The organism is Flavobacterium sp. CS20 (assembly GCF_018080005.1).
Lineage (GTDB): Bacteria > Bacteroidota > Bacteroidia > Flavobacteriales > Flavobacteriaceae > Psychroflexus.
Genome location: NZ_CP073015.1, coordinates 2,749,736 through 2,764,581, shown reverse-complemented (window position 1 = coordinate 2,764,581; position 14,846 = coordinate 2,749,736). Strand labels below are relative to the sequence as shown.

Here is a 14,846-nt window from a genome sequence, read left to right as displayed (position 1 = left end):
AGTTTTCATACTTCTTTCAATGATGCTTCATCTCAAACCAATTCTTTGACATCACCTTATCAAAACGAAACAGAAGGTGAACAAACAATCTATGTTAATGCTTTAGATAATTCTACAAATTGCGAACAAATTTTTGAAATATTACTCCGGGCTGTTCCTATTCCCGAATTAAACAGCCCAGCTGAATTAAGAGTTTGTGATAGTGATGAAGATGATATTGCATTATTTGATTTGACTCTTGTTGAAGATGAAGTTTTAAGTAATATAGAAGATACAAGCAATTTACTAGTCAGTTACCACACCTCTTTAGCTGATACTGAAATTGGCATAAACTTTATATCTAGTCCAACTAATTTTGAAAACACCTCACTTCCTCAAACCATTTGGGTTAGGGTTACAGATAGCAGTAATTTGAATAATTGCTTTGCCATTACTGAATTTGAACTTGGCATTGACTTTTTACCAATAGCTTCTACACCCGAGAATCTTTACTTGTGTGATTTAGAAAATGATAATGTAGAACCTTTTGATTTGAGTCAGCAAAATGAAGCTATTTTAAACGGTTTGTCAGGCACTGAAAATTCTATCTCTTACCACAAAACTTTAGCTGATGCTGAAAATAATTTAAACCCTATTGAAGGCAACTACACTAATGAAAACAATCCACAAACCCTTTATGTCAGATTAGAAAACAATAATGCAACACCCTGTTTTTCAACCACATCTTTTGAAATTGAAGTTTTAGAAACACCAATTATAAACCTTGAAGATGAACTCATTTTATGTCAGGGTGAACCTTTGATTATTAGCATTGATAACAGTTATGATGAATACCTTTGGTCTAACGAGGAAACTTCATCATCAATTACAATTTCAGAGCCAGGTAGTTATGAAATTACAGCAACTATTAATTACCCAGAATTAAGTTGTGAAACTTCAAAAAGTTTTGAAGTACTATTGTCTAACGAAGCTTCAATAAACGATATTACGGTTGTAGATTGGTCTCAAAACAACAATTCAATCACTATTTTTGTTGAAAGCAAAGGCGATTATGAATATTCAATAGATGGAATAAATTATCAGGATTCTAATATTTTCAACACTCTGACAGACTATGAATATTTGGTTTATATCCGAGATAAAAATGGTTGTGGTGAAATCTTACGAAGGGTTTATTTATTGGATTATCCTCAATTTTTCACTCCAAATGGTGATGGCATTAATGACAGGTGGCAAATCATAAATTCAGTTCAGGAAATATTTACCAAGATTTACATTTTTGACAGATACGGGAAATTAATCGCTGATATAAATCCAGCAGGAATTGGCTGGGATGGCACTTTTAACGGTAAAGCTATGCCATTAAACGATTACTGGTTCAGGGTAGAACGTGAGGATGGCAGAGTGTTTACAGGACATTTTACCTTGAAACGCTAACTTGGTTTACCTAAAAAAGTCACCTATTATATTTCTTAAAATTCTCAGCCTGTTCAAAGCATTCTTTTTGGTAAGCTTGAAAAAAGAAACCTTTTTAGCTTTCCGTTTTACTTTCTTTTGAATTTGCTTACTGTTTCATCATGTGAAGTCGCTTCTAACAGGGCGTTATCAGCTTCAGTGAGCTTTTTGATTCAGTTGTTATTGTTGATTCAAGCAGAGTTGGGATGAGTTTTTTTTAATCTGCTGTTATAGCTATCCCTGTCTTTTTATGCTACGTATTTACCTGTGAAAACATATCTGGTTTCTCTGTCTTTTGCTATACGTATTGCAATAGGAAATTTGTTGTATTTCTTTGTTGTTTTTGTGAGCGTCGGATTCATATACGCCCGAGGCGTACGGTAGTTCTCCCCACACTTCGGGACTGCTCCTCGCTACAACTTCACAGCCTAATGTTTACAAGGCTTTTTGACATTATAAAATAACGTGAGTTCGATATAAATTCCAATAAAATATATTCAGATAAAATACAGATATTTAATCATTTGTCATGTCGAAAGAGCGAAGCATGAGCGACGAGACATCTCAGTAGGATGAGATTTCTCCTCATTATTTGTTCGAAATGACAAAATTTGCTTACAAAATATGTGATCATCTGATTTACAGCTTTCAATAAATCTAACTCACATTAAAATACTCTCAAGATGTCTTGATGATGCTCAAAATTTGATTCTCAGGTTTTCAATGTTTTTATTTATATTTGTAATAAAATTTTGACATTATGAAAGCCTTTTTTAAACTCTCCATTTTATTATTGATTGTAAGTTGTAAATCTGAACCTAAAAGCGACAACAAAACTTCAGAACATCAACAAAAAACTGAAGCAAAAAAAGAAAGTCCTTTTAAAGTGATGCCAATAGAGCACGCTACTTTTGTGATGACTTGGGCTGATGAGGTGATTTATGCAGACCCCACTGGCGGAGCCGATGCTTTTAGAGATATGCCTAAGCCAAGTTTAGTCTTAATTACTGATATTCATCCAGACCATTTGAATATAGAAACTTTACAAAATATACCGCAAACTTATGATATAGTTGCACCTAAAGCGGTTTATGAAAAGATGCCAAAAGAATTACAAAATAAAACTAAAATACTTTCAAACGGTGAATCTTTTGATTTTCATGGTTTTAACATAAAAGGTATTCCAATGTATAATGTTACTGAAGGGCGTTTGAAGTTTCATACAAAAGGTCGGGGCAACGGTTATGTGCTTTCTAAAGATAATTATAAGGTATATATCAGTGGCGATACTGAAGGCATTCCAGAAATGAGAAGTCTAAAAGATATCGACCTTGCATTTATGTGTATGAATTTGCCATATACCATGTCTCCAGAAAAAGTCGCCGAAGCTGTGCTTTCTTTTCAGCCTAAAAAAGTTTTGCCTTATCATTACAGGGGTTTAAAAGATGATAAACCATACATTTATGATGTAGAAAAATTTAAAGAATTGGTTTTATCTCAGAACGATGCAATAGAAGTTAGTCTGTTAGATTGGTATCCTAATCAAACTAACTAAAAATTTGCTCTATAACTTCAAGTGACTTAGGCGATTTAAAATTTTCAATATGCAACTCATAATAATTAATTAGAAGTTTTAAAATATCTGAGCGTTGTTTTTTTGATAGTTGCAAATGTTGGTTATTGTTAAAGTCGTTTCTTATAAATTCAGAAAACAGATTTGAGAGTCCAAGATTTAATGTATAAGGACTTTCAAAATTTTGAAATAAGCCTTCGCTGAGGTTAAAATAAATTTCATCCTTATGAGTTGAAAGATGTGGATAAAAGCCTAAAAATGAAGAAAGTTTTAAAATAAAAGCAATATGAAAATTGGCGTATTTTGTTGTGTTTTCTAAATATAAAACACTCTCATTTATGAATTTATATAGTTTTACATTTTGTTCTTCTTCAACAATGACTGACTTTAGGATTTCAGATAAAAACATCACCAAAGATGATTTATAAACATTACTCTGTAACTCGTTGAGATGATGTGAGAGTTGAACTTCTTTAAAATATTCTAAATGGCTTTTGTTGCGGTATTGCATTTCAATATCGATCAAGCTTAAAGGCTGAAACATAGAAGCTCTAAATTTTCCTTTTTTTGACTTCAAAACCCCTTTTACCATAAAGGTTACACTGCCTAAAGCCTTGGTATAACATTTTACAATTAAGTCAGAGTCACGATATTTTACGTTAGAAATAACAACAGCTTGGGTTTTGACAAACATTATCTGATAATCATAATTTTACTTACTTGATTTTCAATTTGATCTTCACGAGTAATAAGCACCATATAGACGCCTGAAGCCACTAAATGTTTACCAAAAGCACGTGTATCCCATTGAATACTTCCGCCAGAGACAAATTTTTCATACACCAAGTTACCCGTAACATCGGTGATTTTTACGTTGGCATTATCAGTAAGACCATCAATGGTAACAACACCAGAAAAACCAGGTTTTACTGGATTGGGAAACACCCTGACATTTTCTAGATTATCAACGCCGTCAGTTACTCTGCTCTGAAACGAAACCAAACCTCTATCAGTACCAAAAAAGACCTCGCCTGTTGCACCATTGATTTCAATGCTAATTACACTATTGGAAGGCAATGGCGAATTGTCTTGTGTAAATTGATTTAAAGTTTCTTGACCTGTAGAATTAACTTGAAATACGCCAGAATCTGCTGTGGCTATCCACATATTACCAGCACCATCGGCTTTAATGTCTGTGATGAATTGTTGAAACAACAACTCTTGAGGTACGCCGTCTTCTAAAAAAATAATAGGCGATACATTAAGTTGAGCATTTTCATCAAACATTGCTTGTGGATTGAAAGCCACACGTAGTCCTTCTGCTGTACCAATCCAAAGTCTATTGTTGTGGTCAAATTCCATAGCCGTTATGGCAGGATTAGGCTCAAACACCTCTGGTAGATCAACGCCCTCAACATCTCTAGCAATTTTACCGCTTAAACCTGTTGATGGCTGATAACCAAACAACCCAAATCTAAAAGTTGCTAAATAGACATTACCTTGATTATCTGTTGCAACTTTGCCAGAACTTGTGCCAAAAGGTTCAATAAAAGTGTCTGATAAATCTGCTATTTCAATTTGATTATTGCCTGTTAATCGTTTTAAAGGATTTTCTGTAATAGAATTACTCATATATAAATCGCCTTGGTTATTAAAAACCGAAGCTCCAATTCTTGTGTTACCTATTATAGGACCATTCCCTCCATCAGTATTTTCTAAATTTGAATTTGTTGGATCTAATCGGATTACAACTTCTTCGTTTTCTAAAATCAGTAAACCATCTCTGTAACTCGATAAATAAACACGACTTGGATTATTGATATCTACAGTTGCATCACTTATCAGCCTAGTATTTCCGAGATCTTCAGTCGTTAAATTTGACCAATTTTCACCAGTAAAATGACTCACGCCTCGATTTTCTACTCTAAAAGGAACAAAAAAATGATTATAACCACCATAAACAACCCAAAGTTCATCTTGAAAACTGGTCAAGCTAAAAACAGAATTTAAAATTGGTCCATCTGGACTTACTCTTTGGAATGTGGTGGCGTTGATATCGTCCATGTGCAAAAGACCCAACTTAGCATCGCCAATAAATAAATTGTCATTTAAAATTCTAGCTGTATTAAAATTGGTATCTAATTCTATGTCTTCAAATAAAGCATTGACAAGACCAATTTCATTAAGTTGAGCATTTAAAATGTGAACGGTATTTGGTGTCACAACAATGAGTTGGTTTTCATCTTGATTTAACTGCTTGACTTCATTAGGAAACTGCCTGATAAAGTTTAAATTATTATTTTCTATTTCAAATAAACTATTGTCAACTCTAACGGTAAGGAGTTGATTTTCAAAATTGATAATGCCACGCCAGTCGGACGAGCCTATGGTTTGCCAAACATCAAAGTCAACTAAATTTGGATCATCAACATTGGCAAATCGAACAGAACCGCCAAAAGTTGAAGCGTAAATAGTTGAGTTAAAAACTGCGGTTTGTGTTACATTGATTTGCTCTCCATTTTGACCTATAAAAAAAGAATCTCCAAATTCTAAATTGGCAAGATTATATTCTGCAATGCCAAATTCTGTTGAGATAAACACCTTATCTTCAAACTCTAAAAAATGATTAATGCTTTTGTTATCAGGAGCAATGGTTTGTTTATTCAAAATATCAACAATGGTAAACACTTGCCCATTGTTATCCATAACTACTTGCAATAGACCATTTTCATAGCCAATAATGCTTAAACCAAAAGCTTCAGAATAATGAATTGCACTGATTTCGCTACCTTCTAAGCCATTAACCGCATCCGTTTTAAGTTGAGTTTGAGAAATAGGATTGTATTCAAAAATAGCATTTTCTGCAGCTGCAACAACCCTGTCATTGCCTACTGAAATATCTCGGATATCTAAGTATGAAAAATAGCCCGTCCATTGATTAGAAAAATCTTGAGCCAACCCTAAATTGTAGATAAAAAGACAAAAAATTAGTTTTACAACTTTCATATAAATATAACTAAATCAGTCTATGTTTTATTGTAGATATTAGACTGTAAATGTAATTATAAAAATTATAAAACGGGTTTAAACTTAAATTGCAAAATATGTCTTTGTTTTATCATTTTTTTAATTTAAAAGCCTAAAATATTTTTATATTTGTGTTTTATTAAAATAAGTCTAATTTTTTACCATATCCATAATTATGAAATCAAAAATTGAAGAATTTGTAAACTCAGTAGAACAAAAAAACCCAGGAGAAACAGAATTCTTGCAAGCTGTAAAAGAAGTTGCAGAAACAGTTATTCCTTTTATAGAGAAAAACCCACAATATCAAGACAAAATGCTTTTAGAGCGCATGGTAGAGCCTGAGCGTATCATCACCTTTAGAGTAACTTGGTTAGATGACGAAGGTCAAATACAAGTTAACCGAGGTTATCGCGTTCAATTTAACTCTGCTATTGGTCCATATAAAGGCGGATTAAGATTTCATCCTTCCGTAAATTTGAGTATTCTTAAATTTCTCGGATTTGAGCAAGTTTTTAAAAACAGCTTAACCACACTTCCACTTGGAGGCGGAAAAGGCGGTTCAGATTTTGATCCTAAAGGAAAATCAGATAACGAAGTGATGCGTTTTTGTCAAAGTTTTATGACAGAATTAGCCAAACATATTGGGAATGATACAGATGTTCCCGCTGGCGATATTGGCGTAGGTGCTCGAGAAATTGGCTATTTGTTTGGGCAATACAAACGCCTGCAAAATGAATTTACAGGTGTTTTGACTGGTAAAGGTCTGTCTTATGGTGGATCACTTATGAGACCAGAAGCTACAGGATTTGGTGTAGTTTACTATACTCAAAATATGTTGAAATATGTAAATGAAGGAATAAAAGGCAAGAAAATTGCAATTTCTGGTTCAGGAAATGTTGCCCAATATGCATATAAAAAAGCAATTCAGTTAGGAGCAATAGTTGTTACCTTGTCAGATTCATCTGGATTTGTATATTCATCAGAAGGATTTCACTCAAAAGAATTTGCCTATTTACAAAATCTAAAAAATGTTCGCCGAGGGAGAATTTATGAAATGGCAGATGAATTTGACCATGTTGAGTATTTTGAAGGAAAAAAACCTTGGGATATTGGTACAGAAATTGATATTGCAATGCCCTGTGCTACTCAAAATGAACTTGACCGTGACGATGCTTATAAACTAGTTAACAAACAAGTTAAAGTTGTTGCTGAAGGTGCCAATATGCCATGTACCTTAGATGCTATTAATCATTTTAAAAAGGAAAATGTGATTTTTTCACTGTGCAAAGCTTCTAATGCAGGCGGTGTAGCAACATCAGGTCTTGAAATGACGCAAAACTCTATGCGATACGGTTGGACTTCTGAAGAAGTTGACCAAAAGCTGAAAGACATTATGGAAAACATCCATGATGCTTGCATAAAATATGGCAAAACTGAAGATGGCAGTATAGATTATGTCAAAGGTGCTAACATTGCAGGCTTTGTAAAAGTTGCAGATGCAATGCTTGCTCAAGGTACAGTTTAAATTTACAATTCGCTAAAAATCAAAAAAGCTCGGTCATTTGCCGAGCTTTTTTTGCTTAAAATGTGACCGACGAAATAAGTAATTTAACGTGAGTTCGATATAAATTCCAATAAAATATATTCATATAAAATACAGATATTTAATCATTTGTCATGTCGATAGAGCGAAGCATGAGCGACGATACATCTCAGTTGGATGAGATTTCTCCTCATTCTTCGTTCGAAATGACAAAATTTGCTTACAAAAAAATGCAATCATCTGATTTACAGTTTTCAACAAATCGAACTCACGTCAATTTATACCAATTTGAACGAATAATGCTATTTAAAACCGTTGAAACGCTTAGGATTGTGCATTTCCCATAGCCAACGATTTAAACCGCTGGTTAGGGTTTGCAAATATTTGATTGTGAATGGATTTATCCATTTTCTATGATTTCAATTTTTTCCCCATAAGTAATTGGAATAAATTTTAACACATTCATCCCAAGGAAAATGATAGGCTAATTTTATCCATCTATTATTTTGACTTATTTTACTGAAATTCAGTATAAAATAAAGAAATATTGCTCGGATATTTTAAAAATTTTTTATCAAAAAATTATTTAAATGCTGGTTACTTTTTAAGTTAAGTTTTTTTCTTAACCTGTATCTATGCACTTCTACACCTCTTAGTGAAATTCTTAAAAGTGGAGCAATTTCTTTAGAGGTCATATTCATTTTAAGATAAGCACAGAGTTTCAAGTCTGAATTAGTAAGATCTGGATATGATTTCAATAGTTTTTTAAAAAACTCGTCATGAATTTCATTTAAGTTAGTTTCAAAAACATCCCATTCATTTTTATTGTTTAAAGCATTATTGATTTTAGTCAATATATTTTTGAGTTTATATTTATTTTTAAAAGCGTCTTGATTATTTTTTATCTCTTTCTGAAGTTCTAATAAGATTTCATTCTTCTTGGCTAAAGTCAGTGTAGTATTAGCTAATTCTTTACTTTTAAAATTAAGCTTATCAATAAGTTTTTCTTTTTCTTGTCTTTTGGATTCTTCTAATTTATGTCTTTCATAGTCTGCAATTAATTTCTGCCTATGTTTTTTTAGTTTATATTTATTAATTTTAAAAATCAAATAAATTATCAATAAACATAATAAAACATAAACTATCCTCATATAAACAGAAGCATACCAAGGTGGAGAGATAGTAAATTTATATGAACTCAAGTTTACTATACCTCGTTTTGTGTCTTCAGTATAAAAATGAAGCACATAGTCTCCGTGATTTAAATTTTGAAAATTGATCACACCATCATTTATTGTTCCTTTTTTTAAAGTTTCATAAGAGTTTAATTTATATTTTAAATCGATGTTCATAGAAAAAGGATAAGCGATGTCTATATAAATATCTCTTGACTTTTTATAGGGTAAATATTGAATGTCTAAATTGAATCTTTCTTTTTCATTTCTGATTCCAACAACTTCAGGTTTTTGATAAACTTTATTAGGAATGTGATGATCAAGTTTAGTGAGATCGATTTCAGAGAATCCGTCTTTTAAAGTTATCAAATAAATGGAATCTTTTTTAAAAATTATATTCTCGAAATTTTTGACAAGTCTGTCTTTTAGTTGTTTTGAGTTAAGGTCTATATGAAAATCATCAAAATCTGTCATATAAAAAGTTTTACTCTCTATATCTAAAAACCAGAATATCTTAGCATCATTAAATATTGGTTTTTTATTTTTTAAAAAATTAAAATCTTCAAAACTTTCCAATTTACCTTCAAAAGGATTGTATTTGAACCACTCGCCGTTATTGAAAACAGTAAACTGATTTTTGATACTCATTATCCTTGTATTTGCATCAATTTTACCATTGGGTATTTCAACTTTTTCAACAATAACTTTGCTAAAAGTAGAATCGAATTCAACCTTATATAAACCTTCATAAAGACCTAATAACCATAAATCTGAATTATTATATAACTGAAAATCTTTAATAGGAAAATTTAAGTTAGGGATGTTTTTTATCGAGTCTTTATAATGTCTCAATCCTGTATAAGTTCCTATTAAAAATTCGGATTTTTTTTTGTTTTGTAATTTTTCAATCTTAAAGCTACCTGTTTTAGTTTCAATCTTTTCAAGCTTGTTGTTTATATAAAAAAAAGTCCCTGCATTGTGGTTGATATATAATGTATCTTCATTGTTATAAAGATTCCAAGTATGACCTTCGGTACCTGGCAAAATTTCTAGTTTTTTGTCTTTAAAAGTATAAACCCCAAGATTGCTTCCAATATAGGTCTTGTTCTTTACAAAATCTACATCATAAACGGTTCCCAATTCACCTGTACTTTCTGTGAAAAGCTTAATAGGTGAACTCAACTCAACTTTATCTATTCCATAATCTAAACCAATCCATAATATTTTATCAAAACTCTCTAAAGAAAGGACTGTATTATTTTGCAATCCATTAATTCTATTTAATACTTGAATGTCATTATTATTTAAGTTATAAGCAATTATTCCGTTTTTAACAGTTCCTATCACAATAGTTTGAGAATCTAAGACTTCTATTTTGTTTATTTCCCATTTTTTTAATTTTTCCCATAGAGAAATGTTTCCAAGGGGTTTAATTTTTAAATCAGAATATTCATAAATTGTACTTTTTGTAGCTATTATTAATTTGTTCCTAAATGTGCTAAAATCCAAAATTTTTTCTCCGCCAAGACTATCTTGATCTACCAATTTTTTAAATCCTTCATCCGTTAATACACAAAGCCCTCTATGCCGATCTGAAATATACAATTGATTGTGAAATGACGTCATAGTTTCTGGATTCATCTGTGCAACAATTGATATTTCTTCTCCATCATAAACGTAGATTTTTCCAAAAGATCTGAGATAAATGAGTTCTCCAATTGATATAATCTGCCATATTTCATCAATTTCAGAAAAATCTTTAGCTTTATCTTTTAGGGATTTATAGACCAGTTTGCCTGTAGAGTTTTTTTCCCAATAACCAAACTCATTATAAGCACCCGTATATATGAGAGAATCTTTTGCATGCACAGATCTAACGACATTGTTTCTTGGTAATTCATAGATAGACCAACTTAATCCATTATATTTTAATAAACCTTGATTATTTGCTAGGTAAACAAATCCTTTATCATCAATATCGATATCCCAATTTTGAGCAAAGACTTTATAAACATTTGGACTAAAATTAGTAATAGGTGGTAGCAATTCCTGTGAATAAAAACTATAAAAAGGAAATAAAACAATCAGAACTACTAACTTAAGATTTTTTATTATTAACATTTATTTGAATATTTTGCTAAAGTAAAACTTCACTTTTAATAGCTTGAATTAAAGTCTATCTCAACTTTAGAAGTTTAATGAATCATCCTTTTATGAATTTATATAAATTGGTCTTTTGTTACCCAAAGTTACAATTTAATTTTTGTTAGATATTATAATGCAACGCTTAAAGCAGTATCTGATTCACAAAATGATAACCTTTGCACTTCAGTCCAAATGGATTGCTTTGACCAAGGTATGTATCGAGCATAACTAGATGCTTAGCATAAAAAACGATTACACAATTTTTTGTATATAGAATCTTTTGTTAACCTGAATAACCACTAAAAAATTACAGAAATCAGTATTAAACTTATGACATCCCATAGTTTTGTAAATATATTTATTTTTTACCTATAGCACAAGCCTAAAAGATGTCTTCAACAAAAATGTGGTCTCGCTTTAGAGCATAAAAAACACCTTGATTATATTGGTTTTAAATGATTATCATCTCAGAATGCAAGGTCAAGCGATTGGATAGAATTCTTTTTGTATAACTGTCCAAGGTCTATATCTTTTCTTCCCTAAAAAATCATGAGACTTAAATCTCGAAATTAGACTATTAGAATTAGAGGTTTTCAAATCACGTAATATCATTATATTTATCTATTAAAATTTTAAAAACCCTACAAAACTTTTACAGCTCAGTAGGGTTTTAATATCAGGTCAATTCAGCTTGTTATCCCATAAAAGGATATCTATAATCTGTTGCAGGCACAAAAGTTTCTTTAATCAATCGTGGAGAAGTCCAACGCAGTAGGTTTAATTTAGAACCTGCTTTATCATTAGTTCCGCTTGACCTTGCACCACCAAAAGGTTGTCTGCCGACTACAGCACCTGTACATTTATCATTGATGTAGAAATTTCCTGCACAGTTTTCAAGTTTTTTGGTAGCTAAAGCCACCGCATAGCGATCAGTTGAAATGATAGAACCTGTAAGTGCATAAATGCTTGTATCATTGACTAAATCTAAGGTTTCTTCATATTTATCATCATCGTAAACATAAATGGTTAGCACAGGACCAAACAGTTCGGTTTCCATGGTTTCATATTTCGGATTTGTGGTTTCAATCACTGTCGGGTTTATGAACCAGCCTTTAGATTTATCATAACTTCCACCAACTATAATTTTAGCTTCATCACTTTTTTTGGCTTGATCTATGTATTTTGCGAGTTTATCAAAAGCGACTTCATGAATGACGGCGTTGATAAAATTTTTCATATCATCTGGTGAACCCATTTTAAAAGATTTGACATCTTCTATCAACATTTTTTTTACTTCTAGCCAAATACTTTTGGAAATGTAAGCCCTTGAAGCCGCACTACATTTTTGACCTTGATATTCAAAAGCACCTCTAGCCAAAGCTGTTGAAACCACTTTTGGATTGGCAGATTTGTGAGCAACAATAAAATCCTTGCCTCCAGTTTCACCCACAATTCTTGGGTAGTATTTATAGTTGTGAATATTTTGACCAATTTTTGACCAAATTCCTTTAAAAACAGTCGTGCTTCCTGTAAAGTGAATACCCGAAAATTCCTCGTGAGCCAAAATGGTATCTGTAATCATTTCAGGATCACCAATAATCATATTGATAACACCGTCAGGAATACCTGCTTGCTGAAAAACTTCCATTAAAACATTGGCAGAAAATATTTGACTGTCGCTAGGTTTCCAAACCGTAACATTGCCCATCAACGCAGACTAGTAGGCAAGTTTCCAGCAATTGCCGTAAAATTAAAAGGCGTAATAGCATAAACAAAACCTTCAAGAGGTCGGTGTTCAACACGATTCCACGCTTCAGAATCAGATTCTGGTTGTTCTTCAAAAATCTGACTCATATATTCTACATTAAATCTCAAGAAATCAGAAATCTCACAAGCAGAATCTATTTCGGCTTGAAAAACATTTTTGCCTTGACCAATCATAGTTGCAGCGTTGAGTTTTTGACGATAAGGTCCTGAAATTAAATCTGCAGCTTTAAGAAATACAGTCGCACGTTGTTCCCAAGGTAAATCCGCCCAAGCTTGTTTGGCATTTAATGCTTCGTCAATAGCTTGTTGTACGTGTTTTTGTTCTGCATTGTGATAAACACCAACTTCGTGCTGATGGTCGTGAGGTGGATTGATCGGTTTTGTATTGCCTGACTTAATTTGTTGACTTCCTATGTACAGAGGTGCTTCTATATGAGACTCATACATAGTTTTATACGTTTGCAATACTTCTTCTCGCTCTGGTGTACCTGGAGCGTAAGACTTAATAGGTTCATTGACCGCTGGTGGCACTTGAAAAAATCCTTTTCCCATAATTATTTAAGTTTTTAATTTTATTTTGAAAGTGTCTAAAGATAAAAAATCTATAACAACTAAGAATATTAAATTGATAAGGTTTTCTAAAAGTTAAAGAGAGATTTTAACGTTTTAAAATTTACACTGTAAACCACTAAAAAAGATATAAAATAACACTCATTATCTCTAATATTAGTAAATTGCAAATTATAATAATCAGAAAATATTTTAACATGAGTAAGTATGATGTCATAGTAGTAGGAAGCGGTCCTGGCGGATATGTTACAGCCATAAGAGCTTCGCAGTTGGGTCTAAAAACAGCAATTGTAGAAAAAGAAAGCCTCGGTGGTGTGTGTTTGAATTGGGGTTGTATTCCAACAAAAGCTTTACTAAAAAGCGCTCAAGTTTTTAATTATTTGAATCACGCTGAAGATTACGGCTTAAAAGTTGAAAAAGCCGATAAAGATTTTTCTGCTGTGATCAAGCGTAGCCGTGAAGTCGCCAACGGGATGAGTAAAGGCGTTCAGTTTTTAATGAAAAAAAATAAAATTGATGTCCTTGAAGGCTATGGCACAGTTAAAAAAGGAAAAAAAGTTAGCGTAAAAGATAACAAAGACAAAACCACAGACTACGAAGCTGACCATATCATTATAGCTACTGGTGCACATGCAAGAGAATTACCTAATTTACCTATTGATGGCGAAAAAGTGATTGAATACCGAAAAGCCATGACATTAGACAAACAACCCAAATCTATGATAGTTGTTGGTTCGGGTGCCATTGGTGTTGAGTTTGCTAGTTTTTACAGCGATATGGGAACTGATGTAACCATTGTGGAATTTCTACCAAATGTTGTTCCTCTTGAAGATGAAGAAGTTTCAAAACAATTTGAACGCATTTACAAAAAACGCGGGATTAAAATCATGACAAATTCTTCTGTAGAAAGCGTAGATACATCAGGCAAAAAAGTCAAAGCTAAAGTAAAAACCAAAAAAGGCGAAGAAACATTAGAAGCCGATATCGTTTTGTCTGCAGTAGGTATTAAAACCAATATCGAAAACATAGGTTTAGAAGATGTAGGCATCAAAACCGATAAAGATAAAATTGTAGTTAATGATTATTACCAAACCAATGTCCCAGGCTATTACGCCATTGGCGATGTTACTCACGGTCCAGCTTTAGCTCACGTCGCCTCTGCTGAAGGCATTTTATGTGTTGAAAAAATTGCTGGACAAAAAGTTGAACCGATTGACTATGGCAATATTCCTGGATGTACCTATTCTAATCCAGAAATAGCAAGCGTTGGTATGACTGAAAAGCAAGCCAAAGATGCAGGTTACGAACTTAAAGTTGGCAAATTCCCATTTTCAGCTTCTGGTAAAGCCGTCTTTGCTGGCACTAAAGACGGTTTTGTGAAAGTGATTTTTGATGCTAAATACGGCGAATGGCTTGGTTGCCATATGCTTGGTGCTGGTGTGACCGATATGATTGCCGAAGCTGTTGTAGCTCGTAAATTGGAAACTACAGGACATGAAGTCTTAAAAGCTATTCACCCTCACCCAACCATGAGTGAAGCCGTTATGGAAGCGGTTGCTGATGCTTATGGCGAGGTTATTCACCTATAAAA

General features: G+C 32.5%; 7 protein-coding genes and 1 pseudogene. 4 read left to right on the top strand and 4 right to left on the bottom strand.

The window, feature by feature from the left end; all coding sequences use genetic code 11:
* The first annotated feature begins 45 nt into the window (after window positions 1-45).
* Both IGB25_RS13105 and IGB25_RS13100 read left to right on the top strand, forming a co-directional pair.
* Entirely contained in the window at window positions 46-1,437 is a 1,392-nt protein-coding gene (locus tag IGB25_RS13105) for a T9SS type B sorting domain-containing protein (protein WP_211065385.1), read from the top strand.
* Between the two features lie 778 nt (window positions 1,438-2,215).
* Complete coding sequence (locus IGB25_RS13100) at window positions 2,216-3,010, top strand: MBL fold metallo-hydrolase (RefSeq protein ID WP_211065384.1); 795 nt, start codon at window positions 2,216-2,218, stop codon at window positions 3,008-3,010.
* Here the strand turns inward: IGB25_RS13100 and recO are convergent.
* Both recO and IGB25_RS13090 read right to left on the bottom strand, forming a co-directional pair.
* Window positions 3,003-3,722 carry a DNA repair protein RecO gene (recO, locus tag IGB25_RS13095; protein WP_211065383.1) on the bottom strand — a complete coding sequence of 240 codons (720 nt, stop codon included), beginning with the start codon at window positions 3,720-3,722 and terminating at the stop codon, window positions 3,003-3,005. The genes IGB25_RS13100 and recO overlap by 8 nt on opposite strands.
* Window positions 3,722-6,034, bottom strand: a complete 2,313-nt coding sequence (locus tag IGB25_RS13090) for a T9SS type A sorting domain-containing protein (protein WP_211065382.1) — start codon at window positions 6,032-6,034, stop codon at window positions 3,722-3,724. Before IGB25_RS13090 ends, recO begins: the two co-directional genes overlap by 1 nt.
* A gap of 196 nt (window positions 6,035-6,230) precedes the next feature.
* On the opposite strand from IGB25_RS13090, the gene gdhA reads away from it, so the two are divergent.
* Window positions 6,231-7,580 carry an NADP-specific glutamate dehydrogenase gene (gene gdhA / locus IGB25_RS13085; RefSeq protein ID WP_211065381.1) on the top strand — a complete coding sequence of 450 codons (1,350 nt, stop codon included), beginning with the start codon at window positions 6,231-6,233 and terminating at the stop codon, window positions 7,578-7,580.
* 578 nt (window positions 7,581-8,158) lie between these two features.
* Here the strand turns inward: gdhA and IGB25_RS13080 are convergent.
* The gene (locus tag IGB25_RS13080) at window positions 8,159-10,894 is read right to left on the bottom strand and encodes a LuxR C-terminal-related transcriptional regulator (RefSeq protein WP_211065380.1); all 2,736 of its coding nucleotides are present in this window, start codon (window positions 10,892-10,894) and stop codon (window positions 8,159-8,161) included.
* Window positions 10,895-11,612: 718 nt separating this feature from the next.
* Window positions 11,613-13,237 (bottom strand): annotated as a pseudogene (gene pruA / locus IGB25_RS13075) (L-glutamate gamma-semialdehyde dehydrogenase).
* Between the two features lie 215 nt (window positions 13,238-13,452).
* Between pruA and lpdA the strand changes: the two are divergent.
* On the top strand, window positions 13,453-14,844 hold the full coding sequence (gene lpdA / locus IGB25_RS13070; RefSeq protein ID WP_211065379.1) for a dihydrolipoyl dehydrogenase: 1,392 nt from the start codon (window positions 13,453-13,455) through the stop codon (window positions 14,842-14,844).
* Window positions 14,845-14,846 lie beyond the last annotated feature (2 nt).

What these genes read in the sequence shown, in the direction of transcription:
- IGB25_RS13100 (WP_211065384.1), top strand. Translation starts at nt 2,216, where the DNA reads ATGAAAGCCTTTTTTAAACTCTCCATTTTATTATTGATTGTAAGTTGT.
- recO (WP_211065383.1), bottom strand. Translation starts at nt 3,722, where the DNA reads ATGTTTGTCAAAACCCAAGCTGTTGTTATTTCTAACGTAAAATATCGT.
- IGB25_RS13090 (WP_211065382.1), bottom strand. Translation starts at nt 6,034, where the DNA reads ATGAAAGTTGTAAAACTAATTTTTTGTCTTTTTATCTACAATTTAGGG.
- gdhA (WP_211065381.1), top strand. Translation starts at nt 6,231, where the DNA reads ATGAAATCAAAAATTGAAGAATTTGTAAACTCAGTAGAACAAAAAAAC.
- IGB25_RS13080 (WP_211065380.1), bottom strand. Translation starts at nt 10,894, where the DNA reads ATGTTAATAATAAAAAATCTTAAGTTAGTAGTTCTGATTGTTTTATTT.
- lpdA (WP_211065379.1), top strand. Translation starts at nt 13,453, where the DNA reads ATGAGTAAGTATGATGTCATAGTAGTAGGAAGCGGTCCTGGCGGATAT.